The organism is Allobosea sp. FW305-C-101 (assembly GCF_058783685.1).
Window position 1 is genome coordinate 1,298,407 of the sequence record NZ_JBYSYT010000001.1, and the last position, 25,073, is coordinate 1,323,479.

25 protein-coding genes and 1 tRNA gene are annotated in these 25,073 nt (G+C 67.6%); 9 read left to right on the top strand and 17 right to left on the bottom strand.

The features are described from left to right. Position 1: 1 nt before the first annotated feature. From AC3WMA_RS06115 to AC3WMA_RS06130, 4 genes are all read left to right on the top strand, one after another. Positions 2–961 (top strand): class I SAM-dependent methyltransferase, encoded by a 960-nt coding sequence (locus AC3WMA_RS06115; protein WP_492284476.1) that lies wholly within the window; start codon positions 2–4, stop codon positions 959–961. Between the two features lie 231 nt (positions 962–1,192). Beyond that, positions 1,193–3,679, top strand: a complete 2,487-nt coding sequence (locus AC3WMA_RS06120) for a ligase-associated DNA damage response DEXH box helicase (RefSeq protein ID WP_492284477.1) — start codon at positions 1,193–1,195, stop codon at positions 3,677–3,679. Positions 3,680–3,720: 41 nt separating this feature from the next. Continuing rightward, positions 3,721–4,383: a ligase-associated DNA damage response endonuclease PdeM gene (gene pdeM, locus AC3WMA_RS06125; RefSeq protein ID WP_492284758.1), complete on the top strand. Its 663-nt coding sequence runs from the start codon at positions 3,721–3,723 to the stop codon at positions 4,381–4,383. A gap of 111 nt (positions 4,384–4,494) precedes the next feature. Continuing rightward, positions 4,495–4,569, top strand: a tRNA-Thr gene (locus AC3WMA_RS06130). Positions 4,570–4,727: 158 nt separating this feature from the next. Here the strand turns inward: AC3WMA_RS06130 and AC3WMA_RS06135 are convergent. From AC3WMA_RS06135 to AC3WMA_RS06155, 5 genes are all read right to left on the bottom strand, one after another. Further along, positions 4,728–5,378, bottom strand: coding sequence for an ATP-binding cassette domain-containing protein (locus AC3WMA_RS06135; protein ID WP_492284478.1), 651 nt, complete (start codon positions 5,376–5,378; stop codon positions 4,728–4,730). Then, the gene (locus AC3WMA_RS06140) at positions 5,378–6,124 is read right to left on the bottom strand and encodes an ABC transporter ATP-binding protein (protein ID WP_492284479.1); all 747 of its coding nucleotides are present in this window, start codon (positions 6,122–6,124) and stop codon (positions 5,378–5,380) included. Before AC3WMA_RS06140 ends, AC3WMA_RS06135 begins: the two co-directional genes overlap by 1 nt. Then, positions 6,121–7,044, bottom strand: a complete 924-nt coding sequence (locus AC3WMA_RS06145) for a branched-chain amino acid ABC transporter permease (protein WP_492284480.1) — start codon at positions 7,042–7,044, stop codon at positions 6,121–6,123. The genes AC3WMA_RS06140 and AC3WMA_RS06145 overlap by 4 nt, the downstream gene beginning before the upstream one ends. Before the next feature lie 5 nt (positions 7,045–7,049). Next, a complete protein-coding gene (locus AC3WMA_RS06150; RefSeq protein ID WP_492284481.1) occupies positions 7,050–7,949 on the bottom strand; it encodes a branched-chain amino acid ABC transporter permease in 900 nt (299 codons plus the stop codon). Between the two features lie 79 nt (positions 7,950–8,028). Further along, the gene (locus tag AC3WMA_RS06155; RefSeq protein ID WP_492284482.1) at positions 8,029–9,321 is read right to left on the bottom strand and encodes an ABC transporter substrate-binding protein; all 1,293 of its coding nucleotides are present in this window, start codon (positions 9,319–9,321) and stop codon (positions 8,029–8,031) included. 207 nt (positions 9,322–9,528) lie between these two features. On the opposite strand from AC3WMA_RS06155, the gene AC3WMA_RS06160 reads away from it, so the two are divergent. Both AC3WMA_RS06160 and AC3WMA_RS06165 read left to right on the top strand, forming a co-directional pair. Beyond that, a complete protein-coding gene (locus AC3WMA_RS06160; RefSeq protein WP_492284483.1) occupies positions 9,529–10,215 on the top strand; it encodes a DUF2848 domain-containing protein in 687 nt (228 codons plus the stop codon). Positions 10,216–10,273: 58 nt separating this feature from the next. After that, positions 10,274–10,939: a GntR family transcriptional regulator gene (locus tag AC3WMA_RS06165; RefSeq protein ID WP_492284484.1), complete on the top strand. Its 666-nt coding sequence runs from the start codon at positions 10,274–10,276 to the stop codon at positions 10,937–10,939. Between the two features lie 17 nt (positions 10,940–10,956). Here AC3WMA_RS06165 and AC3WMA_RS06170 read toward each other — a convergent pair whose 3' ends face one another. Genes AC3WMA_RS06170 through AC3WMA_RS06185 form a run of 4 tightly spaced genes read right to left on the bottom strand, consistent with a single transcriptional unit; the run spans position 10,957 to position 14,727 of the window. Beyond that, positions 10,957–12,309: an amidase gene (locus AC3WMA_RS06170; RefSeq protein WP_492284485.1), complete on the bottom strand. Its 1,353-nt coding sequence runs from the start codon at positions 12,307–12,309 to the stop codon at positions 10,957–10,959. Between the two features lie 7 nt (positions 12,310–12,316). Continuing rightward, positions 12,317–12,697 (bottom strand): cupin domain-containing protein, encoded by a 381-nt coding sequence (locus tag AC3WMA_RS06175; protein WP_492284486.1) that lies wholly within the window; start codon positions 12,695–12,697, stop codon positions 12,317–12,319. A gap of 17 nt (positions 12,698–12,714) precedes the next feature. Further along, on the bottom strand, positions 12,715–14,178 hold the full coding sequence (locus AC3WMA_RS06180) for a 4-hydroxyphenylacetate 3-hydroxylase family protein (RefSeq protein WP_492284487.1): 1,464 nt from the start codon (positions 14,176–14,178) through the stop codon (positions 12,715–12,717). Between the two features lie 30 nt (positions 14,179–14,208). Beyond that, the gene (locus AC3WMA_RS06185) at positions 14,209–14,727 is read right to left on the bottom strand and encodes a flavin reductase family protein (RefSeq protein WP_336809969.1); all 519 of its coding nucleotides are present in this window, start codon (positions 14,725–14,727) and stop codon (positions 14,209–14,211) included. Positions 14,728–14,822: 95 nt separating this feature from the next. Here AC3WMA_RS06185 and AC3WMA_RS06190 point away from each other — a divergent pair, with 95 nt between their 5' ends. Both AC3WMA_RS06190 and AC3WMA_RS06195 read left to right on the top strand, forming a co-directional pair. Then, a complete protein-coding gene (locus tag AC3WMA_RS06190) occupies positions 14,823–15,371 on the top strand; it encodes a MarR family winged helix-turn-helix transcriptional regulator (RefSeq protein ID WP_492284488.1) in 549 nt (182 codons plus the stop codon). Between the two features lie 59 nt (positions 15,372–15,430). Beyond that, positions 15,431–15,820 (top strand): RidA family protein, encoded by a 390-nt coding sequence (locus tag AC3WMA_RS06195; protein WP_492284489.1) that lies wholly within the window; start codon positions 15,431–15,433, stop codon positions 15,818–15,820. Here the strand turns inward: AC3WMA_RS06195 and AC3WMA_RS06200 are convergent. Genes AC3WMA_RS06200 through AC3WMA_RS06210 form a run of 3 tightly spaced genes read right to left on the bottom strand, consistent with a single transcriptional unit; the run spans position 15,799 to position 18,101 of the window. Further along, positions 15,799–17,016 carry a cyanate transporter gene (locus AC3WMA_RS06200; protein WP_492284490.1) on the bottom strand — a complete coding sequence of 406 codons (1,218 nt, stop codon included), beginning with the start codon at positions 17,014–17,016 and terminating at the stop codon, positions 15,799–15,801. The genes AC3WMA_RS06195 and AC3WMA_RS06200 overlap by 22 nt on opposite strands. A gap of 4 nt (positions 17,017–17,020) precedes the next feature. Continuing rightward, entirely contained in the window at positions 17,021–17,494 is a 474-nt protein-coding gene (locus tag AC3WMA_RS06205; protein ID WP_492284491.1) for a nucleoside deaminase, read from the bottom strand. 13 nt (positions 17,495–17,507) lie between these two features. Further along, complete coding sequence (locus tag AC3WMA_RS06210) at positions 17,508–18,101, bottom strand: ankyrin repeat domain-containing protein (protein WP_492284492.1); 594 nt, start codon at positions 18,099–18,101, stop codon at positions 17,508–17,510. A 263-nt stretch (positions 18,102–18,364) separates the two neighbouring features. On the opposite strand from AC3WMA_RS06210, the gene AC3WMA_RS06215 reads away from it, so the two are divergent. After that, the gene (locus AC3WMA_RS06215) at positions 18,365–19,222 is read left to right on the top strand and encodes a LysR family transcriptional regulator (protein ID WP_492284493.1); all 858 of its coding nucleotides are present in this window, start codon (positions 18,365–18,367) and stop codon (positions 19,220–19,222) included. Positions 19,223–19,228: 6 nt separating this feature from the next. Here the strand turns inward: AC3WMA_RS06215 and AC3WMA_RS06220 are convergent, their stop codons facing one another. The 5 genes from AC3WMA_RS06220 to AC3WMA_RS06240 form a co-directional block, all read right to left on the bottom strand. After that, complete coding sequence (locus tag AC3WMA_RS06220; protein WP_492284494.1) at positions 19,229–20,113, bottom strand: DMT family transporter; 885 nt, start codon at positions 20,111–20,113, stop codon at positions 19,229–19,231. After that, complete coding sequence (locus AC3WMA_RS06225; protein ID WP_492284495.1) at positions 20,110–21,399, bottom strand: ArgE/DapE family deacylase; 1,290 nt, start codon at positions 21,397–21,399, stop codon at positions 20,110–20,112. The genes AC3WMA_RS06220 and AC3WMA_RS06225 overlap by 4 nt, the downstream gene beginning before the upstream one ends. 130 nt (positions 21,400–21,529) lie before the next feature. Continuing rightward, positions 21,530–23,137 carry an ABC transporter ATP-binding protein gene (locus tag AC3WMA_RS06230; RefSeq protein WP_492284496.1) on the bottom strand — a complete coding sequence of 536 codons (1,608 nt, stop codon included), beginning with the start codon at positions 23,135–23,137 and terminating at the stop codon, positions 21,530–21,532. After that, positions 23,134–23,970, bottom strand: coding sequence for an ABC transporter permease (locus AC3WMA_RS06235; RefSeq protein WP_492284497.1), 837 nt, complete (start codon positions 23,968–23,970; stop codon positions 23,134–23,136). The genes AC3WMA_RS06230 and AC3WMA_RS06235 overlap by 4 nt, the downstream gene beginning before the upstream one ends. Further along, complete coding sequence (locus tag AC3WMA_RS06240) at positions 23,967–24,944, bottom strand: ABC transporter permease (RefSeq protein WP_492284498.1); 978 nt, start codon at positions 24,942–24,944, stop codon at positions 23,967–23,969. The genes AC3WMA_RS06235 and AC3WMA_RS06240 overlap by 4 nt, the downstream gene beginning before the upstream one ends. Positions 24,945–25,073: the final 129 nt, after the last annotated feature.

Sequence of the window (25,073 nt, forward strand, 5' to 3'; positions counted from 1 at the left end):
TATGACCGATACAGGCTCGACCACGCATTTCGCCTCGTCCGGCGACCCCGTGCTCGACCGCCGCTATGGCTGGGCCGAGGCTGCGCTGAAGGACGGGGACGCGCAAGCGGCCGTCGAGATCCTCGACCAGACCCTGTCGCAGGCTTACCACTTCACCGCCGCCTGGCATCTCTATGGGCTGGCGCAGGAGGCCCTTGGCCACAAGGAAGACGCGGCCACGGCCTGGCGACAATGCCTCGACCTCGACCCCAACGACCATTTCGGGGCGCGGCTCGATCTCGCCCGCATCGGCGCGCTGCCGGCCGAGCAGGCGACATCGGAGAATTTCTCCGGTGCGCTGTTCGACGCCTATGCCGACCGGTTCGACAGCCATCTCACGCAAACCCTGCAATACAACGCGCCCGACCTGCTCAAGGCGGCGCTCGTCCGCTGCTGCAGCAACGCCGGCCGGCCCTTCCGGTTCGACATCGTCTATGATCTCGGCTGCGGCACCGGATTGATGGGCGAGGCGATCCACGAGCAGAGCGGCTTCATCGCCGGCTGCGATCTCTCGCCGCGCATGATCGAACGGGCGCGGACCAAGCTCGCGCCGGACGGCACGCCGCTCTACGACAAGCTCGCCGTCGCGGGGCTCACCGCCTTCCTCGCCAGCCGGCCGGACGCCTCCGCCGATCTCGTCGTCGCGGCCGATGTCTTCGTCTATCTCGGCGAGCTCGCCCCCTGCTTCGCCCAGAGCGCGCGCGTGCTGGAGCAGGACGGGCTGCTCGCCTTCACGGTGCAGAGCCATGACGGCGAAGGCGTCGTGGTGGGCGATGACAGGCGGTTCGCGCATGCGGAGGGCTGGCTGAAGGAACGGCTCCTGGAAGCCGGGCTCACACCGATACTCGTCGAGCCCGCCAGCACGCGGCAGGATCGCGGCGCGCCCGTGCCGGGATTGCTGGTGGTGGCGGAGCGGCGCTGAAAGCCATCCACCTCGATCGCCATATAAGAGACCCGGCCGCAAAGGGGGGTTCGCGACCGGGCCAGCCCCAAGATGCGGCTTTGAGGCGGGGCCACACCTCACTGGGTGTACATTCCGACAGCGGCTTTGGATGCACGGCGGAAGCGACGCTTGGCTCTTTGAGCCAATCGATTGAAGCGATGGCTTCATTCCCCTTTCGTTCTCCCTCATCACCCCCTATCTTCGGCCAGCATGGCCGCCTCCTCCCCGCTCCCTCCCGCTTTCGAGGCCTGGTTCACTGGGCGCGGCTGGAGCGTGCGGCCGCATCAGCTCGCCTTGCTGGAGGAGGCCCGCGCCGGGCGCTCGACGCTATTGGTCGCGCCGACCGGGGCCGGCAAGACGCTCGCTGGCTTCCTGCCCTCGCTGGTCGAACTGGCCGAGCGCGAGGGCAAGCATGACGGCCTGCACACGCTCTATATTTCGCCGCTGAAGGCGCTTGCCGTCGACATCGCCCGCAATCTCGAAGCGCCTGTCCGCGAGATGGAGCTTCCGATCACGATCGAGACCCGTACTGGCGATACCTCCGCCGCCAAGCGCGTACGCCAGATTCAGCGCCCGCCCGATATCCTGCTGACGACGCCGGAGCAGCTCGCGCTTTTGGTCTCCCATCGCGATGCCGCGCCGTTCTTCGCAAACTTACGCCGCATCGTGCTCGACGAATTGCATGCGCTGGTCACCTCCAAGCGTGGCGACCTGCTGGCGCTCGACCTCGCGCGACTGAAGACGCTGGCGCCCCAGGTCTCGGGCGTCGGTCTCTCGGCGACGGTGCGTGAGCCTGCCGATCTCCAGCGCTATCTCGGCGGCACCGGGACGCCGGCCGGACTTGTCACGGTCGCGGGCGGCGCGAAGCCGCGCATCGGCATCCTCGACACGGAGCGGCGCCTGCCGATCGCCGGCCACACGACGCTGCATGCGATGGCCGAGGTCTATCAGGCCATCCGCACGCACAAGCTGACGCTGGTCTTCGTCAACACGCGCATGCAGGCGGAATTCGCCTTCCAGGCTTTGTGGAACCTCAACGACGACAACCTGCCGATCGCGCTGCATCACGGCTCGCTCGATGCCCAGCAGCGCCGCAAGGTCGAGGCGGCGATGGCGGACGGACGCCTCAAGGCCGTGGTCTGCACCGCGACGCTCGATCTCGGCATCGACTGGGGCGATGTCGACCTCGTCGTCAATCTCGGCGCGCCGAAGGGCGCGAGCCGATTGATCCAGCGCATCGGCCGCTCCAACCACCGCATGGACGAGCCCTCGGAGGCGCTGCTGGTGCCCTCCAACCGCTTCGAGCTGCTGGAGTGCCGCGCGGCGCTCGAAGCCGTGCACGAGGCCGCGCAGGACACGCCGCCGCCGCGCATCGGCGCGCTCGACGTGCTCGCCCAGCATGTGCTCGGCGTCGCCTGCTCGGACGGCTTTCAGGCCGACGCGCTCTATGAGGAGGTTCGCACCGCCGCTCCTTACGCCGATCTCTCCCGCGAAGACTTCGACGCCGTGGTCAATTTCGTCGCGACGGGCGGCTATGCGCTGAAGAGCTATGAGCGCTTCGCCAAGCTCAGGCAGGACAAGGCCGGTCTCTGGCGCGCCAGCCATGCCCGCGTGATCCAGCAATACCGCATGAATGTCGGCACGATCGTCGAGGCGACGATGCTGAAGGTCCGGCTCGGCCGGGCGCGTGCCGGAAAACCCGGCCAGCCCGGCATGATCACGCGTGGCGGGCGCGTGCTCGGCGAGATCGAGGAGTATTTCGCCGAGACGATGGTCCCGGGCGACACCTTCGTCTTCGCCGGCGAGGTACTGCGCTTCGAGGGCATCGTCGAAAACGAGGCGGTCTGCTCGCGCGCCGCGGCCGGAACCGATCCGAAGATCCCGTCCTATGACGGCGGCAAGTTCCCGCTCTCGACCTTCCTCGCCGCCCGCGTGCGCGCCATCCTGGCCTCGCCCAGCCTCTGGAATACCCTGCCGGAGGAGGTCTCGGCCTGGCTGCACGCACAGAAGCGGATATCGCGCCTGCCGCAGCCCGGCGAATTGCTGGTCGAGACCTTCCCGCGCGGCGGGCGCTTCTATCTCGCCGCCTATCCGTTCGAGGGCCGTCTCGCCCACCAGACGCTCGGCATGCTGCTGACGCGCCGGCTGGAGCGCGCCCGGATGCGACCGCTCGGCTTCGTCTGCAACGATTACGGCATGGCCTGCTGGACGCTCGGCGACATGACCGCGGCGATCGCGCGCGGGGCGCTCGATCTCGACGAGCTCTTCGCGCAGGACATGCTGGGCGACGACCTCGAGGACTGGATGGCGGAATCGGCGCTGATGAAGCGCACCTTCCGCTCCTGCGCCATCATCGGCGGGCTGATCGAGCGCCGCTTCCCCGGCCAGGAGAAGAGCGGCCGGCAAGTGACGATCTCGACCGACCTGGTCTACGACGTGCTGCGCCGGCACGAGCCCGACCATATCCTGCTCAAGGCGGCGCGGGCGGATGCGGCGACGGGCCTGCTCGACATTCGCCGGCTTGGTGAGATGCTGACACGGATCAGCGGCCGAATCGTGCATCAGCCGCTCGACCATGTCTCGCCGCTCGGCGTCTCCGTAATGCTCGAGATCGGGCGCGAGGCTGTCTATGGCGAGGCGGCGGACGAAATCCTGGCGGAAGCAGAGGCGATGCTGACGGAAGAGGCGATGGCGTGACGGCAGCTGCGGCAGCCTTAGCGAAGACGAGCGAGGCCTTCATGCTGGGCCGGCTCGCGCTCGTGCCCGATCTCTCCGGTGCGCTTTGGCTGCCGGAGGAGCGTACGCTCGTCGTCGCCGACTTGCATCTGGAGAAGGGCTCGGCCTATGCGGCCCGCGGCGTGATGCTGCCGCCCTATGATTCGACCGCGACGCTCGTGGCGCTGGGCCATGCGATCCGGCGCCATCAGCCGGCCCGCGTCATTGCGCTCGGCGATAGCTTCCATGATCGCGATGCCGAAAACCGTCTCGCGCCGGAAACGCGGGCCGCGCTTGTCGCGCTGCAGCAGGGCCGCGACTGGCTCTGGATCACTGGCAACCACGACCCCGCGATCAGCCGCGCCATGGGCGGCGAGAGCGCAGCCGAGGTCGTGCTTGCCGGCGTGACCTTGTGCCATGAGCCGACCGCTTCCGAGAGTGGATACGAGATCGCCGGGCATCTGCATCCGGCGGCGAAGGTCAGGATGCGCGGGCGGGCGATCCGACGGCGCTGTTTCGCTCTGTCGGCGCGGCGCTGCGTGATGCCGGCGATGGGCGCCTATGCCGGCGGCCTCAACCTGCGCGACGCGGCTTTCCGGCCGTTGTTCCGCGAAGGATTGAGCGCGCATCTGCTTGGCGACGGCCGGCTCTTCCGGATCGATCCACGGTTATTGTTGCCGGATTGATCGAGCGGGTTGCGTCCGTCACAAGGTTGTGGCATCAGGGCGCCGCTTCGGAACGACGCCAGCGCCCGCAACCGCCTCAGAGCAACCGCGAACGCCCCGGCCGCCGGACCTGCTGCGGTAGCTCAGTGGTAGAGCACTCCATTGGTAATGGAGAGGTCGAGAGTTCAATCCTCTCTCGCAGCACCAGCATCCTCTGACAGATCTGCAAATTTCGACGGCGCGCTACGCTTTGTGAGCGCTGATGTTGGCGTTCACCGAGACGCCATCAGCAATCGGCCCGCCGCGCGCAATCAAGCGCGGGCGGGCCGACATATTCTTGAAGGGCCGCGACTGGCCGGACTGGCTCAGTTGATCTCGCCGCGCTCGATCTGGAGCGTCTCGTCGGCGATGGCATCGAGCAGCGCCGGCGTCGATTCCGTGACGAGGATGGCGAGGTCCGGACGGCTGCGCTTGAGATCTCCGAGGGTGCGCGCATAATCCAGGGCCAGCGCGGGGGCGAGCCCCTGGAAAGGCTCGTCTAGCAGCAGCGCCGTGCGGGCGACCATCAGGGCGCGGCCGAGCGCCACCATCTTGCCCTGGCCGCCCGAAACGCCGCCGCCCGGCCGCTTGCGCATGGTCTTGAGCTGCGGCAGCAGCGCATAGACCTCGTCGAGCCGCCGCGTCCGCTCGACTGCGGGCAGGTTGAGCGCCAGCGCCGGCAGCACGATATTGTCCTCGACGGTGAATTCGGGGACCAGCCTGCGATCCTCCGGCGCGTAGCCGATACCTTGCGCCGCACGGCGATAGGCCGGCGTCGTGCCGATCTCCTCGCCGTCGAGCCGGACCGAGCCGCCCTGTACGGGCAGCAAGCCCATGATCGCGCGCAGCGTCGTGGTCTTGCCGGCGCCGTTGCGGCCGATCAGGATCGTCGTCCTGCCCGATGTCAGCCCGAGCGAGACCGAGCGCAGAACCTGCACGCCGGCGATCGCGGCGCTTACCCCTTCGATCCGAAGCATCACGCCACCCCCACGACGTTGCGCAGCACCCGCTCGTCCTTGAACACGACAGAGGGTGGTCCCTCGGCCATGACGCTGCCGGAATCCCAGACGACGACGCGGTCGGCGTAGCGCTGGACCACGTCCATGTCGTGCTCGACGAAGAGCGCCGTGACCTTGGCCTGGCGCAAGGCACCCATCAGCGTCTCCATCAGGGTGAAGCGCTCGATCGTGCTGACGCCGCTGGTCGGCTCGTCGAGCAGGACGAGGCGCGGCTTCAGGGCGAGCGCGATGACGATGTCGAGCAGCTTGCGCCGTCCTTCCGGCAGCGTGCCGGCGAGCTGCGCGGCCTCACGGTCGAGTCCGACCAAGGCCAGCAATTCCTCCGCCTCCTGGCGCCGCCCCTCGGCGCCAAGCGCCTTGAAGGGCACCCAGATGCCGCGCTTGGCCGCGACCGCGATCATCAGGTTGTCGAGCACCGTCTGGTCGAGGAAGAGCTGCGGGATCTGGAAGGCGCGGGCGATGCCGCGGCGGGCGATGGTGCGCGGCGCCATCGCGGTGATCGGCTTGCCGTCGAGATAGACCTCGCCCGAACTCGGCCGGAGATAGCCGGTGCAGAGATTGAGGAAGGTCGTCTTGCCGGAGCCGTTGGGCCCGATGATCGCGAGGAACTCGCCCTCGCGGATTTCGAGATTGACGCCGTCGGCGGCCTTCACGCCGTAGAAGGCGATGCGCAGGTCCTTGGCCTGGAGGAGAGGCGTGGTCATGCCGGTTCTCCGCTGCGGCGCCGCAGCAGGCCGTAGAGCCCGCTCGGCAGGAAGAAGATGACGCCGATCAGCGCGACGCCGATGATGAGGTTCCAGGCATCGGTGACGCCGACCGCGACCGTGTGCAGCACTTCAAGGAAGAGCGAGCCGATGAAGGGGCCGGCGACGCCGCCGATGCCGCCGAGCACCGCGACCAGCACGAGATGGCCGGAGGCCGTCCAGAAGGCGAATTCCGGCAGGATATGGCCGATCGCCAGCGCCGCGATCGCACCGCCGATGCCGGCGAGCGCGGCCGAAACCGTATAGGCGATCAGCAGCACGACCCGGACGGGCACGCCGAGATATTCAAGCCGAAGCTCGTTGGTATGCACGGCCGATAGCGCATGGCCGAGCGGGCTCGCCAAGTAGCGCTGCACGCCGTAGCCGACGCCGACCATCAGCATGATGCCGGCATAGTAGAGCGCGGTATCGAAGCGCGGCTTGTCGAGCGTGATGCCGAAGAAGCTGGGCACCGCGACGCGCATGCCGTCCGTGCCGCCGGTGATACCGTAGAGCTTCGAGATCAGCGCATAGAGCACCATCGACATGGCAAGGTTGAGCATCGCGAAGAAGATCGCGCGGTAGCGCACCAGGAAGGCGCCGACGACGAGGCCGGCGATGGCCGAGGCCAGCGTCCCGAGCAGCAGCAGCAGGACGAACTCGTTCACTCCGGCCCGCGCCAGGAAGGCGATGGCATAAGCGCTGACGGCGTAGAACATGGCATGGCCGATCGAGATCAGCCCGCCGCGCAGCAGCACGGCGACGCCGAGCGCGGCGAAGCCCTTGGCGATGGCCAGCGTCAGCACGAATTGCAGCCAGGGCGCGGCGACGGGCGCGAGCGCCAGCGCAGCCAGCGCGATGAGGAAGAGGGCAACGCGCATGGCGGTCAGATCCTCCGGGTCGCGGCCTGGCCGAACAGCCCGTAGGGGCGGATCAGCAGCACGACCATCATGACGATGTAGGGGGCCACGGCATCGAGCGAAGGCGCGAAATAGATCGCCAGCACGCGGGCGAGGCCGACGATGATCGCTGCCAGCGCGGCGCCCTCGATCTGGCCGAGCCCGCCGATGGCGGCGACCGCGAAGGCGAGCACCATGGTCTCGGCGCCGAGGCCGGGCGCGGCGCCCGCCGTCGGCGTCGCCAGCGCCCCGCCCAAGGCCGCGAGGAAGACGCCGAGCGAGAAGGACAGGATGAAGACGCGGTTGGTGTTGATGCCGATACTCTGCGCCATCTCGCGATCGGCGACGACGGCGGTGACGAGGCGTCCGGTCCGGGTCTTCGTCAACAGTACGCGCAGGCCGATGACGACCAGGGCCGCGAGCGCGATCAGCAGGAGCTGGTAGTTGAGATAGACGACGCCGCCGATCTGGGTCGAGCCCAGCAATTGCATCGGCGTGTCCTCGGCGAGCGAGGAAACACCGAAGACGATGCGTTGCAGGTCCTCGAGGATCAGGAACAGGCCGAAGGTGACGAGGATCTGGATGGCTTCGGACTTGCCGTAGGTCCAGCGCATCAGGCAGCTTTCGACCAGCGGGCCGAAAAGAGCCGCGACGATGGCCGCGCTGAGGATCAGCGCCGGGAAGGAGAGCCAGGGATTGAGCCCCGCGCCGGCGATCCAGAGGCCAATCGAGGCGGCGACATAGGCGCCGATCGAGTAGAAGCTGCCATGTGCCACGTTGAGCACGCGGAGCACGCTGAAGACGAGCGTCAGCCCGACCGCGACGAAGAAGATCAGCGCCGCGCTGGCAAGGCCGTCGACGGCGAGCGGAATCAGGGTGTCGAGCATGGGCGGCACCTTGGAAATGATGATGATGAGGGAATGAGCGGGAGGGCTTGAAGCCGCCCTCCCCGTGTCTGTGGCGCGCTTACTTGTAGCTGCCGGGCTTCGGCTGCGCGGCGAGGAAGGCCGGCGCCAGCGTGCCCACCCACTTGATCGCGTCCTCGCCCTGCGGCGGCATCAGCGCATCGCCCTTGTAGCGAACCATCCCGCCGATGACCGGGAACTTGTAATCGGCCGATTTCGTGGTGACGCCGACGATCTGGTCGACGAGCCCGTCATTGTCCTTGCGGGTCACGGTGGTACCGGTCAGCGTCTTGACCGTACTGCCGCGCATGGCCTCGGCAAGCTCGTCGCGGCTCGGCCATTTGCCGCCGTTCTTCTTCATCGCGGCCTCGTAGCCCGCCTTCATGTAGACGATGGCATTGGCCATCTTCACCGATGGGAAGACCGGGTATTCGCCGTAGCGCTTCTGATAGGCCTCGACGAAGCTCTTCGTGTCGGGATTGGCCTTGGCGTCCGGCGACATCCACCAGCCGTCGCCGAGCACGCCGACGATCACGCCTTCCGGCAGCGCGACGCGCTGGAGCACGGTCTCGCCCAGCGCCAGCACGACCTGGCTCGACGAGAACAGCCCGCGCGGCTGGGCCTGACGCACGAAGTTCTCGAGATCGGCGCCCCAGAGATTGGAGAAGACCACATCCGGGCGCGAGGCCGAGAGCTTCGAGATCTCGGTCTGGAAATTGGCCGAGCCGAGCTTCGGGAAGAGCTCCGCGACGACCTCGACATCGGGCTTCAGCGCCTTCATCGCGGTCTTGAAGATCAAAGCCGCGTCATGGCCGAAAGCATAGTCGGGATTGACGATGGCGATGCGCTTCACGTCCGGCTTCTGCTGCAGCAGGTAGAGCGCATAGGCGACGAATTCGGGGATCGTGTTGCCGTTCGGGCGGAAATAATAGCGGCTCTTGCCGTCGAGCAGGAGCTGGTGCGTGTCGCAGTTCCAGCCGATCGTCGGGGCCTGCAGCTGCTCGGCCAGCGGCGCCAGCGCGAGGCAGTTGGCGCTCGACAGCGCCGCGATCATCACCTGATTGGTCTTGTCGTCGGCGAGGCGGCGGTACTCGGCGATGACGCCCTGCGTGCCCTGCGCCTCGTCGACATAGGTCGCCTTCAGCGGCACGCCGCCGATGCCGCCCTTGGCGTTGATCTCGTCGATCATCAGCTCGGCTGCGTTCTTGCCGGGCATGCCATAGGCGGCGGCCGGGCCTGAGGTGAAGGTGAGCACGCCGATGCCGAGCGCGGCCGGCTTGTCCTGCGCGAAAGCCGGCGCGGCGAGCGCCCCGAGCGAAACCGCCAAGGCGGCCATCCAACCTGACTTGATCATCACTGCTCCTCTCCGTTTGCCGGCTGCCCGGTTTCGGGCTCCGCAGCCTTGCGTCGCCGGCTTGCGACATCCCCGCGCCATTCCCGACGCTTGAAGGCATCATAAAAATCCTTGTGAAACCTCACAAGGATTTTTATGATGCAGCCGAGAACTTTTTTGCGGCCGGCTGCCTACGGAACAGGCGGCTCATTCCTGGAAGGTGATGTGATGAAGACCCTGGACCTGACCGTGGAAAGCCGCAGCGGCTCCGCGCCCCTCTCGGCTGCGATCGATGAATTGGTGATCGGCGGCTGGGCCGGACGCGACAAGGCCGCGATGGAGCACCACATGGTCGAGCTGGAGGCACTGGGCGTGAAGCGCCCGGCCTCGACGCCGGTCTTCTATCGCGTCGCGGCCGCCCGCCTGACGACCGATCCGGTGATCGAAGATGTCGGCGCCAACAGCAGCGGCGAGGTCGAGGCCGTGCTCTTCGCCTGCGGCGGACGCACCTATGTCGGCGTCGGCTCGGACCATACCGACCGCCAGGTCGAGACCTATGGCATCAGCGTCTCCAAGCAGGTCTGCGACAAGCCGGTCGCGGACACCGTCTGGCCCTATGAAGAGGTCGCCGGCCATTGGGATGAGCTGATCCTGCGCAGCTTCGCGGTGATCGACGGCGAGCGCCGCAAATATCAGGAAGGGCCGATCTCCGGCCTGCTCGCCCCGGCCGACCTGATCCGCGGTTTCAGCGAGAGCGGCGAACTGCCCGAAGGCACGGCGCTGTTCGGCGGCACCATGCCGGCGATCGGCGGCATCCGCATGGCCAGCCGCTTCGAGGGCGAACTGGAGGACCCGGTGCTGAAGCGCAGCCTGCGTTTCGGCTATGATCTGAAGATTCTCCCCATCCGGGGTTGATCCCGTCCCCATCCGGAAGAACGATGCTGACGACCTCTCCGACTCGGTGCAGAGACACGTGACGCTTCTGGATATGCACAAGGGCGCGCAGCGGCATGTCTCGCTGCGCGAACAGGCCTACAGCGCGATCAAGCGCCTGATCATCACCTGCGAGCTCAGGCCGGGCGAAATCCTGAGCGAGCCGGCGCTCAGTAGCCAGCTCGATATCGGCCGCACGCCGATCCGCCAGGCCATCGACCGGTTGCTCAATGACGGACTGGTCGAGGTGATGCCGCGCAAGGGCACGATCGTGAAGCCGGTCAGCCTCGACGAGATCTTCAACATCATCGATGTGCGCGTCGTGAACGAGACCTTCTGCGTGCGCGTCGCCGCGGCGCAGGCGGGGCCGGATGTCGCGGTACAGCTCAAGCGCAATCTCGACGCCATGCTGGCGGCCGCACACCAGCGCGAGATCGAGACGATCGCCGGGCTCGACCAGCAGTTCCATGCGCTGATCGCCGGCTCGGTGCGCAACCCGGTGATGAGCGACCTGTTGCGGAACCTGCACGAGCGCTCGGCACGGATGTGGTTCATCTCGCTCAGCGCCAACGAGCAGCACCTGCGCATCTGCGACGAGCATGCCGCGATCGTCGACGGCATCGCCCGGCAGGACCCCGACCTCGCCGAGCGGGCGATGCGGGAGCATATCCAGTCCTTCCGCGCGAACATCACGCGGCAGGCCTGAACGGTCCCCACCTTAGCTTAGCGGCTGGCCAGCGCCGCTTCCGCAGCGGCCGCGATCCCGAACAGCGCCGCGTCCTCGCCGCCGGCCCGGGCCAGCATCAGCCCGGCCGGGGCCTCGCCGGCACGGTGCATCGGCAGCGAGATCGCGCAGCCGTCCATGACGTTGATCAGGCCCGGGTTGCGCAGCATCAGGAGGTTGATGCGGGCGAAGGCCTCGTCGTCCTCGGCGAGCTCGGCGATCGTCGGCGCGATCGTCGGCACGGTCGGCATCGCCAGCACGTCGAAGGCAGAGACCTCCGCGCGCATCGCCGCGACGAAGGCCGCCCGCGCCTGGACGAGCTGGATGTAATCGGCGGCATCCTGGTTGCGGCCGCGCAGCACGCGCGTGCGCACCCGCTGGTCGTAGCCGTCGCCCTTGGCCTCGATGAGGTCGCGGTGATGGGCATAGGCCTCGGAGGGGGCAAAGCCCCCCTTGGCGTTGAGGCGGGCGACCTCGGCGAAGCGGGCGAAGGGCACGTCGATGATGGTCGCGCCGGCCTTGGCGAGCAGGTCCAGCGCGCGGTCGAAGCTTGCGGCGACATGCGCGTCGAGCCCGTCGAGCGCGACGGTCTGCGGCACGGCGATGCGCAGGCCCTTGAGGCTCGACGGCCCTTCCGACGTAAGCGTCACGCCGCTCATGATCTCGTGCAGGATGCGGCAGCATGCGACGCTGTTGGCGAGCGGCCCGATCGAGTCGAGCGTCCGCGACAGCGGGAAGGCGCCTTCGCGCGGCACGCTCGACGCAGTCGGCTTGTAGCCGGTGATGCCGCAGAAGGCGGCGGGGATGCGGCAGGAACCGCCGGTGTCGGAGCCGATGCCGGCGAAGGCCATGCCGTCCGCCACCGAAACCGCGGCACCCGACGACGAGCCGCCCGGAATCCGGCGGGTCGTGGCGCGCTCGTAAGGAGAAGCCGGCGTGCCGTAATGCGGGTTGAGGCCGAGGCCGGAGAAGGCGAACTCGGTCATGTTGGTGCGGCCCATCACGATGAAGCCGGCGCTGCGCAGCCTAGCGATCGCCGGAGCGTCGCGCTCGGCAGGGGCGGCATCCGCCAGCACCGTCGAGCCGGCCGTGGTCGGTTCGCCGGCAAGGTCGAACAGGTCCTTCACCGAGATCGGGATGCCGGCGAAGCGCGACGGGGCGAGCCCGGCGCTCCGCAGCTTGTCCATCGCCTCGGCGGCGGCGAGCGCCGCCTCGCGATGGACCTTGATGAAGGCCAGCTTCCCCTCCCCGTCCGGGGCGTCGATCCGGGCGAGAGCCTCACGCACGAGGGCGAGCGCGCTCGTCCGGCCGGAGGCGAGATCGTCGGCAAGGGCGGAAAGGGTGCGAGCCATGGGCGTATCAGACCGGGTCGAAGTAATGGATTTCGAGGAGCAGGCAGCCGCCCTCGGACTTGAACGGCCCATGTTTGGCATGCGGCGGACGAACCGCATAGGTGTGCGGCGGGAAAGCCGTCCCGCCATTGCCGCTGGCATCGTTGCCGACGGTCAGGTCGCCCTCGACCAGATAGACCTCCTCCCAGTAGTCATGGGAGAACGGCGCGGTGGTGTAGACGCCGGGCTGGAAGCGCAGCAGGCGCGTGCGCGTGCCACGGTTGTTGACCTCGTCCAGCGCCCCCGAGAGGATCTTCTGCTGGATGCCGGCGGGATAGCCGGCCGGGACTTCCCAGCCGCTGGTCATGTCGAGCGTGTAGAACTCGTCGTGCGTCTTGTTGACGGGCATGGCTTTTCCTTTCGCGCTCAGGCGGCGGGCTTGCTGTCGAGATCGTAGGAATCCAGCATCGACTGCACGATGCCGCCGGCCTTGCCCCAGTCATAGGTGCGGAAGGAGTGGCCCTTCGTCACGAAGGTCGCCCCGGCATAGAACATCTCGTACTGGTGATGGCGCGAGCCGAACTCGGAGCCCACCGCGTCCCAGGCGAGCTTGTAGAACTTCACCCGGTCATGCGAATTCGCGGCCGGCGACTGCTGGGTCTTCTCGATCATCGCGGCGATCTCGGGATTGGCGAAATCCGCGATCGAGGACGGCAGCATGATCATGCCGCCGCCGGCGAGCTCGCGCAGCGAGTTCAGGATCTTCGGATACATCTGCTGGGTCAGCACCTGCGCCGAATAGAGCATGTGCCGGTCGGGCACGTAGTAGGGGCCGACCTGCGTGCCCTTGGCTTCCATCGCGTTGACGAAGGCATCGACCATCGCGGCCTCCGCCGCGAGCTGGCCGAGGATTTCGCGGACCTGCGGGAACTGGGTGATGCCGTTGGTCTGCGTCGTGCGATGGGCGATGCCCATCAGGAACTGCAGCTTGACCTTGAGGCGGATCATCGCCTGGTAGTTCTGGTAGACATGCGCCGGCGTCGCATGGAACTGCTTCTGGCACATCTCGACGCTGCCATCGATGAAGACGCGGTCCCACGGCACCTTCACGTCATCGAAGAACAGCACGGCGTCGTTCTCGTCGTAGCGGCTCGCCAGCGGGTTATCGAAGATCGAGCCGGCCTGCGCCTCATACGACTTGCGCGAGAGCATCTTCAGGCCCTTGCTGTTCATCGGGATGGCGAAGGAGACGGCATAGCGCTCCTCGCCGGGCTGCATCGGCTGGATCGTGGTGACGAAGACCTCGTTGGCGACGACGCCGCCGGTCGCCAGCATCTTGGCGCCGCGGATGGTGATGCCCTCGGCATCGCGATCGACCACGCCGGCCGTCAGGAAGGGATCGGCCTGCTCGGCCGCGTTCTTGGAGCGGTCGGCCTGCGGGTTGATGATGACATAGGTCAGGTAGAGGTCGTTGTCGCGGGCGTAGCGGTAGTAGTTTTCCAGAGCCGCGGCGCGGGCGGGATCATAGCCCTCGAAGACCGGCAGGCCCATGCGCATGCCGGAGATGCAGGAGGCGACATGATCCGGCGCGCGGCCGAGGAAGCCGCCATGGATCGCGGTCCAGGCCTCGAGCGCACGGCGGCGCTCGACGAGGTCGGCATAGGAGGTCGGCAATTGCCAGATGCGATTGGCCCGGCCGCCGGTCTCGGTCTCGAAGGTCATCAGCTCGCGGCGAGAGGCATCGTTGGCGAAGTCGAACAGACCGCCGACCGAGCGCGCCACGTTGCGGAAGGCGCGATGCGTGGTGACGTCCTCGACGCGCGCGCCGTCGATGAAGATCGTGCGGCCGTCGCGCAGGCTGGCGAGATGTTCCTGTCCCGTCTTGGTCATGGGTATCCCCTCTCCGGTTGTCGTGGTGGTTCAGTAGTGGATGGGCAGCGGCCAGGACGGCTCGCGCTCGGTCTCGTCGACGAGGTCGCGGTAACGGCCGCGGAAGAACACGAGCGGCGCCGGATTGCCGGCGCGCACCGCATGGCGCAGCACCCGCACGACGAAGATCACATGGTCGCCGCCGTCATAATTGGCGTAGGGCTCGCATTCGAAATGGGCGAGCGCGCCGGTGATCAAAGGCGCCTGCGCATGGCCGACGGTGCGCTTGACCTCGGCCCATTTGTCGCTCAGCGCCCGTGCAAAACGGTTGGAAATCTGCTCCTGCTCGCGTGCCAGCACATTGACCGCGAAGCCCTTGGCTTCGAGCATGGCCGGCAGGCTGTTCGCCCGCCTGTCGACGCTGAACAGGACGAGCGGCGGATCGATCGAAACGGAGTTGAACGAACTCATGGTCATGCCGATGAGATCTTCGCCGCTGCCTTGCGCGGTGATGACCGCGACCCCCGTCGCGAACTCGCCCAGGGATTGTCTGAAGGCCCTGCCGTCCATCGTTCCCTCCGGTTGCCATCCGCAACACTCATTTGCTATATAGCTTTGTAATAAAGCTATATAGCAAAGTCAACAACCCGAATGACGGACGAATCATGTCGATCGAGAACCGGCGCCTGACCGTGGCGAAACCCGATTTGCTGGAGGGCGGGAGCGACGCGCGTTTCCGCGACATGCTCTATGACTTCTTCGCCTTCGGCAGCCGGCTGGAGGAGGCCCGCGCGCGCTTCGCCGGCTATATCGGCCTGACGCCGCCGCAATACCTGATCCTGATCGCGGTCGGCCGCGGCGCGCCCGACAACGAGCTCGGCGTCGCGCAGGTGGCCGAGCGGCTGCATCTCAGCGGCGCCTTCGTGACCATCGAGCTGAACAAGCTGGTGAAGAGCGGCCTCGTCGAGAAACGCCCTCATCCGAGCGACGGGCGCCGGGTCACCCTCACCGTCACGGCGACCGGCTTCCAGAAGCTGGAGCAGCTGGCCTCGCTGCAGCGCCCGGTCAACGACGCGCTGTTCGCACCGCTCGACCGCGAGACCTTCGAGGCGCTGAGCGGCGTGATGCGCCGCCTCGCCTCCGGATCGGAGCAGGCCATCCACCTCGCGGACCACATCATCGCCAGCGAGACATCACCGGGGACGCGGAGCTAGGCCGCATTCCTTCGTGCATGCACGGCCGCTAGGGTGGGCATCCCTAGACGGAGCCTGCCATGCCCAAGCGCATCATCACCTCGGACCGCATCCACAAGGGCCGCCTGCCCTTCGCCCAGGCGACCGTCGCCGGCGGCTTCATGTTCGTCTGCTGCGTCGGCACGGACAAGGACGGCAAGCTCGCGATCGGCGATCCCCGGGCGCAGACCCAGCAATGCATCGACAACATCAAGGCGCTGCTCGAAGAAGCCGGCGGCAGCCTCGACGATGTCGTGAAATGCACGGTCTACGTCACCGACCGCGCCTATTGGGAGCCGATGAACGAGATCTATTTCGCCAATTTCGCCGAGGCGACGCCGCATCGCGTCTCCTGCATCGTCAACGGGCTGGGCTCGCCGAACTGCATCGTCGAGATCGACGCCACCGCCTATCTCGGCGACAAGGCCTGACCGGCCTCTGTTCCCAGCCGCATCGCGCGGGCATAACCGCGCGGTGCGAAGCGCAGCGCCATCAGACCTGCCAGCACCGCACATGTCAGATGCATCAGCCAGCCGGCGGTGAAGCTGCCGGCAGCATCGCGCATTAATGCGACGATCCAGGGCGGGATGGCGGAGATCAGGAAGCCGCCGCCCTGCATCAAGGCCGAGAGCGCCCCGGCATTGGCGGGGTTGTCGAGATGGTCGAGCGCCACGATCAGGAAGAGCGCGAAGCCGGCGCCCAGCCCGACACCGATCGCCACCGCCCAGACTGTCGGCGCCGCCAGTGGCCACCAGGCGAGGCCGGCAAAGCCGACGACCTGACAGCCCAGCGCGAGCCAGATCCAGAAGCGGCGATCGGGATTGCGGGCCGCCAGCGCGGGAATGCCGAGCGCCGCCACGGCCTGGCTCGCAGCCATGACAGCCAGCAGGCCACCGCTCTGAGCGCCCGACCAGCCCATCGCCTGATAGGCCGGCGCAAGCCAGGCGACCACTGAGGCATAGCCGCCGTTCACCAGTCCGAAGCAGATCATCAGCAGCCATGTGCGCGGACGCCGCAGCAGGACAAGCGCCGGCAAACCACCGCCCTGCCCTGATCGGCCGGACGGCAGCGCCACCGCCGAGACCAACGCCGCCAGCGCGGCTGGCAGGGCGATCCAACCGAGGCCGAGATGCCAGCTTCCGGAGCGTGCGGCGATCAATGGCGAGAGTTGGGCGCCGAGCGCACCGCCACCCATCAGCATCGCCGAATAAAGCCCCATCACCAGCGCGACGCGACCGGGGAACTCGGCCTTGACGATACCGGGGAAGACCGACTGCACCACCGCGACGCCAAGCCCGCAGAAAGCCGCCGTCGCGATCAGCGCCTCGCCGCTCGTCGTGACCAGACGCAACGCCGCCGCCGCGCAGAGGATGCAGAGCGCGCCGACCACCGCCACCCGCGCCCCAAGCACGCGCTGGAGCCAGGGGCCGGCGAAGGCACAGACGCCCATCAATAGCATCGGCACCAGCGTGAACAGCGAGAGGCTACCAAAACCCAAGCCCGTCGCAGCCTGGATTTCCGCCGCGAGCGGGCCGATGCCGGTCAGGAACGGGCGCAGGTTCAGGCCGACCAGAACCACGGCCGCGAGCAGCAGCGCGCGGGACGCGCCGGATGTTGTAGGCGTCATGGCTTCAGGCCGGCTTAGGCTGGCGCCGCTTCCACTCGGCATAGAGATCGGGTCCGGTTTCGAGGCGGACCGGCATATAGGCGATCTTCATCGACTGCTCGGCGAAGGGCTTTGCCAGATCGGCATAGATCGCCGCCGTCGACAGACCGAAAGGCGCGCCGTCATCGTTGGAATAGGCGTAGCAGACCTCGCTGACGCCGGAGAGCCGCATCGCCGCCATGCACATCGGGCAGGGATGACCGCTGGCATAGACCGCGCAGCCGGCGAGGCTCGGTGTTCCGAGCTTTCGGCTCGCCGCCCGCAGAGCCGTCATCTCGGCATGGGCAGTGGGGTCATGGGTCGCGACGGTCTCGTTGACACCGGTCGCGACGACCTCGCCGTCCCTGACGACGACCGCGCCGAACGGCCGGCCGCCCTGTTCCATATTGGCCTGCGCAAGCTCGATCGCCTCGCAGAGAAAACGCTGTGCCTGGCTCATGATCGCCCTCCGCTCAGCGACCGCCGGCGGCGAGCAGGATCTGCTGCATCTTCGCCTGGCCGCGGCTGCGGGCATGCTGCAACGGGGTGACGCCATCGCGATCGGCGAGGTTCACATCGGCGCCAGCCGCAAGCAGGTCCTTGACGATCTGCTGATGCTTCTCGCCGCCATCGCTGAGGATGATCGCCTCCAGCAGGCCGGTCCAGCCGAGATTGTTGATATGGTCGACCTTGACGCCGGCCGCGATCAGGGTGCGGACCGTCTCGACATGACCGCGCTCACAGGCCGGGATCAGAGCGGTGCCGCCATAGCGATTGGTGCTCTTCAGGTCGGCGCCATGTTCGAGTGTCAGCTTGAGGATGGCGAGGTGGCCCCGCGCGCCGGCATAGAGATAGGGGCTGTCGTTCATCGCATCCTTGGCATTGACGTCGGCACCGGCCTCGATCAGGGCGCGGGCGGCATTGACGCGGTTCTCATGGGTCGCGGCGAGCAAGGCGGTCCGGCCACGCTCATCGCGTGCATTGATCGCGGCCCCCTCGGCGAGAAGCCGCTTGATCGTGGCGACGTCATCCCTGGCAGCGGCGGCGTGCAATCTGGTCTCGGTCATGGCTTGTCCGAAGGCTGTCTGCGGACCGAGGGCCAGCAGGAGAAGAACGAAGGCAAGGATCGGCGAAAATCGGGTCAATTCCGTCTCCTTGATGGGCGCAGGCGGCATCGGCCGGCGCTGCCGCACCCCGTCGATCAGGCAAGGCAAGCTTGCCTTGATCCCTGAATAACGGCGCGTAGGTCCATCTGAAAATTAAATATCTGGATATTGATCAGTGGTCTTGCGAATGTAGCCGGCATCCCGGCTTCCGACACGCGGCACCGATGCTCGATCCCCGTCTGCTCCGTTCCTTCGTCGCCATCGCCGATACCGGCAGCTTCACCCAGGCGGCCGAGCGGCTCAACATGACGCAATCGACGATCAGCCAGCAGCTCGCACGGCTGGAGGAGGCGGTGGGGCGCGGATTGATCGACCGCGTCGCCCGCCCGGTCCGCGCTACGGCCTCGGGCGAGCGCCTGCTCGGCTATGCCCGGCGCATCCTGACGCTGCAGCAGGAGGCGGAGACCATGCTCGGCGATTCCGCCGGCACCGCCTCGATCCGCATCGGCGTGCCCGACGACATCGTCACTGGCAACATGGCGCAGGTTTTCGCCGGCTTCATCAGGCAGCATCGTGAAGTCCGGCTCGACGTGGTCGCGGGCTTGAGCCGCGAATTGACGCGGCGCTACCGGGCCGGCGAGTTCGACGTCGTCATCGTCAAGGAGCCATCCGCGAGTTCCGACCACCGCGCCAGCTATCCGGAGGCGATGGCCTGGTTCGAGAGCACCGAGGCGCCGGAGAGCTGGCCCGAGCCGCTGCCGCTGGTCACCTTCCCGCCCGGTGGGCTCTATCGCGATGCGATGTTCGAGCGGATCGAGCGCGAGCGGCACCGCTGGTACATCGCCCTGTCGAGCAGCAATCTCTACAACGTCATCGTGGCGGTCGAGGCCGGGCTCGGGCTCTCCCTCCTGCCGGTCGGCACCACGATCGGCCGCCGGGTCAGACCCTACGCGGCCTTCGGCATGGAGCCGGCGATGGTCGTCTCGATCTATTCCTGGGAGAAGGGCGGGCTCATCGCCGAGCTTGTCGCCGCGATGAGCGCCGTGCTGGCCCAGCGCTACAGCATTCCCGGCCAGAGCTGAGTGCGATCACCCCCGGCGGGCGGGGATCATGATCGCGCCGGAAGCGGCAATCACGAGACAGAGGCCGAGCCAATCCGTCAGCGTCGGCCGCTCGCCGAGCAGCAGCACCGAGCCGAGCACGCCGACCGCCGGCACCATCAGCGTGCCCAAGCTCGCAATGCCCGCCGGCAGGCGCGCCACCACCGTGAACCAGAGGAAATACGCCAGCGCCTGCGCGCCGATGATGTGGAAGCTCAGCGCCGTCAGCACGCGGGGCGACAGGAGCTTCGGCACAGGCAGGCCTTCGAAGACGAGCATGCCGATGCCGGCGACCACGCCGCCGATCAGCAATTGCCAGGCGGCGATCGTCAGCGCCGGGGCCGAGACCGGCCAGCGCTTGGTCACGATCGTGCCGAGCGCCCAGCTCACCGCTGCAAGCAGCGCCAGCGTCAGGCCGAAGGAGAGCTGCCCGGCGAGGATCAATGGCAGACCGAGGCAGACGAGGCCGGAGATGCCGAGCGCGAGCCCCGCAAGGCGCCGGCCGTCGAAAGCTTCGCCCAGCACGAAACGGGCGAGCAGCGTCGCCCAGATCGGCATGGTGAAGGTCAGGATCGCCGCGCGCGAGGTCGGCGCCGCGAGTTGCGCGAAGGCCAGCAGCACGTTGAAGGCGGCGATCGAAAGAAAGCCGGCGACGACCAGTCGCGGCCACTGGCCCCGCGGCACGGCGAGCGGGACGCCCCGCGCCAGTGCGATGGCGACGAGCACCAGTCCGGCGAAGCTCATGCCGGCGGCGCGCAAGGTCCAGGGAGCGATCTCGGCCAGCGAGATCCGCACCGCCGGCCAATTGAAGCCCCAGAGCAGCCCGAGCAGGGGAACGAGCAGCAGCGCCCTGCCCGGCGCCTGCCCGCTCACCCCTCGATGCTTTCGAGGCCGCACCATTCGGCGACGAAGAGCGCCATGGCGCCGGTGATGCGCTTCACCGAGGCGAGGCTGACGCGTTCGTCAAAGGCGTGGATGTTCTCGCCCATCGGGCCGTAGCAAAGCGCCGGGATCTTGTCGTAGAGCGCGTGGACGCGGGTATCGAGGTAGGCTGCCGTCATGAAGCTCTTGAGCGGCTTGCCGAGCGCTGCCTCATGGGCGCGGGCGAGCACGGCCTCCGCCTCGCTGCCGGGCTCCAGCACATAGCCCTCGGCCCAGAAGCCGTTGAACGTCACCTTCGGCGGATTGTTGGCCAGGAAGGAATCGCCGCGTGCCGCCTCGCGGATGCAATCCTCGATGCGCTGCGCCGTCTCCTTGGCGGTGACGCCGGGATAGAGCCCGACGCGGCAGTCGACGCGGCACCAGCACGGCACGGAGGAGGCCCAGTCGCCGCCCTCGATCTTGCCGATATTCAGGTTGATCGGGTGCGGGTCATTCTCGAAATGCTCGCGGCCAGCCTTCTCGACGTTGAATTGCTCCTCGAGCTTCCGCAGAGCCGCGATGACCCGATAGGCGGCGTCGATCGCGTTGGCGCCGGTGCCCATCTCGCGGACATGGGCAGGGATGCCGCGCACCTCGAACTGGAACCAGAGCACGCCGGCATTGGCGCGCGCCAGCATCTCGTATTCCGGTTCGGGGATCAGCGCAGCCTCGGCGCGATAGCCGCGCAGATGCGTCATCAGCGCGCCGTTGCCGGTCGATTCCTCCTCGACGACGGATTCGACATAGACCGTCGCCGCCGGCTGCATGCCTATGCGGCGCAGCGCATCGAGGCAGAAGAGATTGGCGGCGGAGCCGGCCTTCATGTCGGCGCTGCCGCGGCCATACATCCAGTCGCCTTCGATGACAGGGTCGAAGGGCGCATGCTTCCATTGGTCGACGGGGCCGGCCGGGACGACGTCGACATGCGCCTGCAGGATCAGCGAACGGCCCTTCTCCTCGCGGGGGCGATGAATGCCGACGACGATCGGAGCTTCGGAATGCGTGTCGGAGAAGGGCGCGCCGCCGGGATGGGCGGCGATCAGTTCCTTGTCCATGGCGAAGCGATCCATGGTGAAGCCGCGCTGCTTCATGGCCCGGAAGATGAAGTCTTGGACCGTGTGCTCCTGCCCGCGGGTCGAGGCGAAGCGGACCAGCTCCTGGGTATAGGCGACCTGCTCGTCGAAGCCCGCCTCGACGGCGGCGAGGATCTTGTCACGCAAGGCGGGATCGAGAGGCATGGGCAGGTCTCCTTTAGGCCAAATCTGTCATGGTCGGCCTTGTGCCGAGCATCCACGCCTTGCGACATGGGTGAAGGGAAAGACGTGGATGGTCGGGACAAGCCCGACCATGACGCGGAGCGCTTCCCCCTTAGTGCCCGAAGCGCCCGCCGCCCGGCACCGCCGCCAGCAGCTGCCGCGTATACGCGTGCTGCGGGTCGGCGAAGATCGCCGCGGTCGGCCCGCTCTCGACGATGCGCCCGCGCTGCATCACGGCGATGCGGTCGCAGATCTGCGCCGCGACGCGCAGATCATGGGTGACGAAGAGGATGGCGAGGCCGAGCCGCGCCTGGATGTCCTTGATGAGCTTGAGGATCTGGGCCTGCACGGAGACGTCGAGCGCCGAGACGGCTTCGTCGGCGACGAGCACGTCCGGTTCGAGCGCAAGCGCCCGGGCGATGCCGACGCGCTGGCGCTGACCACCCGAGAATTCATGCGGGTAGCGGTCGATGGCGTTGGCGGAGAGGCCGACGAGCTCCAGCAGTTCCTTTGTCCGCGTTAAGGCCTCCTTGCGCGGCGTGCCATGGGCGATGGGGCCGTCCGAGATGATGCGGCCGACGGTCTGGCGCGGATTGAGCGAGGCGAAGGGGTCCTGGAAGACCATCTGGATGCGCTTGCGCTGGCGGCGCAATTCGGCGGGCTTCAATTCGGAGAGGACGAGATCGCCAAGCGCGATGCGGCCGCGATCCGGCTCGATCAGGCGCAGGCAGCAACGCCCGACCGTCGACTTGCCCGAGCCGGACTCGCCGACGAGGCCGAGCGTCTCGCCACGGACGAGCGTGAAGGAGATGTCGTCGGCCGCCTTGACCTCGCGCGCAACACCGAACAGCGAGCGCTTGCGATAGGTCTTGCCGAGGCCCTCGACGCTGATCACCGGCGCGGTGTCCGGCAGCGGCGGCAGCACGGCCGGCGTCAGCGAGGGCACGGCGGCGAGCAGCTTCTGCGTATAGGGGTGGCTGGGAGAGCCGAGCACCTGATCGGCCGTGCCCTCCTCGACCAGTACGCCCTTCTCCAGCACGGCGATGCGGTCGGCGATCTCGGCGACGACGCCCATGTCATGGGTGATGAAGAGCACGGCCGTGCCGTGGCGATGGCGCAGGTTGTCGATCAGCTTGAGGATCTGCGCCTGGGTGGTGACGTCGAGCGCGGTCGTCGGCTCGTCGGCGATCAGGAGCTTGGGTTCGAGCGCGAGCGCCATCGCGATCATGACGCGCTGGCGCTGGCCGCCGGACAGCTCGTGCGGATAGGCTTTTGCGAGGCGCGGCGGATCGGGCAGGCCGACCTCGGTCAGGAGGTCGATGGCGCGGGCCCGGCGCGTCGCCTTGTCGTGCAGGCTATGGGCCTCGAAGGTCTCGACGATCTGGTCGGAGATGCGCATGACCGGGTTGAGCGAGGTCATCGGCTCCTGGAAGATCATGCCGACCTCGCGGCCGCGCACGTCCTGCATCGCCTGTTCGTCGAGGGCGAGGAGATCCCGCCCCGCGAGCTTGATGGAACCGGCGACCGGCTTCACCGCCTTGGGCAAGAGGCCCATCACGGCATGGGCGATCATCGACTTGCCGGAGCCGGATTCGCCGACGACGCAGAGCGTCTCGCCCGGCTGGATAGTCAGCGTAACCTTTTCGACCGCGTTGGCGCGGTCGGCCATTGCCGGCAGGGCCAGCGTCAGGCCTTCGATGGAGAGCGCGGGAGCAGTCATTCCCGCCCCCTGGCCAGACGCGGGTTCAGGGCGTCGTTCAGCCCCTCGCCGGCGAGATTGAGCGCGAGCACCGTCAGGAAGATCGCGAAGCCCGGGAAGAACGAAATCCACCAGGCGTCGAGCAGGCGCGTGCGACCGGCCCCGACCATATAGCCCCAGCTCATCAGGTTGGGATCGCCCAGACCGAGGAAGGAGAGCGAGGATTCCAACAGGATCGCCGAGCCGATCATCAGCGAGCCCATGACGATGATCGGCGCGATGGTGTTGGGCAGGACCTGGCTGAAGATGATCCGCGGCGTCGACTGGCCGATCGTGACGGCCGCCTGAACGTATTCGCGACTTCGCAGCGAGAGCACTTCGCCTCGCACCAATCGCGCCACGGGGGGCCAACTGACCACGCCGATCGCGAGCACGATCGAGCCGAGCTGCGGCTGCAGGATCGCAACCAGCACGATGGCAAGCGCGAAGGAGGGAATGGTCTGGAAGAACTCGGTGAAGCGCATCAGCGCGTCATCGACGAAGCCGCCGGCATAGCCGGCGACGGCGCCAAGCGGCACGCCGATCACCAACGCGACCAAGGTCGAGACCACGCCGATCATCAGCGAGACGCGCGCGCCATGGACGAGCCCGGCGGCAAGGTTGCGGCCGAGTGTATCGGTGCCGAGCGGGAAGCGCTCGTTGACGAAGGGCGCGAGGAAGGGCCGCGCGACCGGGCGCCAGGGCGATTGCGGATAGAGCGTCGGCGCCAGGATCGCGAAGGCAACGACGGCAAGCAGGATGACGATGCCGATGACGGCGCCGCGATTGCGGACGAAGCGCTTGAGGAAGTTCATGCGTGCGCCTCGATGCGCGGATCGACGATCCGGTAGACCAGATCGGTCGCGATGTTGAAGCAGACGACCATCGCCGAGGAGACGAAGAAGACGCCGAGCAGGACGGAATAGTCGCGCTGGACCAGCGCATCGAACATCAGGCGCCCGATGCCGGGCCAGGCGAAGACGGTCTCGGTCAGCACGGCACCGCCGACGAGCTGGCCCGCCTGCAAACCGGCCAGCGTCACCACCGGCAGGATGGCGTTGCGCGCGACATGCCGCCGCCAGACTCTGGACTGCGAGACGCCCTTGGCGCGCGCCGTCTTGACGAAATCCGCGCCCGCCACCTCCAGCATCGAGGCGCGCATCATCCGGGCATAGAGCGCGGTGAAGAACAGGCCGAGCGTCAGCGAAGGCAGGATGAGGTGCTGGCCGATATCGAGCGCGCGGGCGAGACCGGTATAGTTCGCGCCGATGGTCTCGTAGCCGACATTGGGCACGAGCCCGAGCTTCAGCGCGAAGACGATCTGGCTCATCAGCGCGATCCAGAACAGGGGCGTCGCGTAGAAGGCCAGCGCCAGCGTGGTGATCAGGCTGTCCGACCATTTGCCGGCGCGCCGCGCCGCGAGCGCACCCATCGCCGTGCCGACGACGAGCGAGACGATGAAGGCCGCACCGGTCAGCAGCAGCGTCGCCGGCAGGCGCTCCATGATCAGGCTGAGCACCGGCTGCTGCTGGCGATAGCTGAAGCCGAGATCGAAGGTGAGGTAGCCCTTCAGGTAGATCCAGAGCTGGGTCAGGAAGGGCTGATCGAGGCCGAAGCGCGCGCGCAGCTGTTCAAGCAACTGCGCATCGGCGGCGCCGGCCTCGCCGGCCAGCACCTGCGCGGGATCGCCGGGCGCCGCCCGGATCAGCAGGAAGTTCAGAACGGCGATCGCGAACAGGACGATGACGCCCTTCACGAGCCGGCCGGCGAGGAATTGCGCGAGGTTCATTCAGGACTTTCGTGAAGCCGGGTCATCCCGCGCGCGCCGCGGCGCGAAGTGCCGCTGCGCAGACGCGGGACCGTCGTCAGAATGGGGCGGCCCTGGAGCCAACCCCGATACGATCCCGGATCGCCGCTT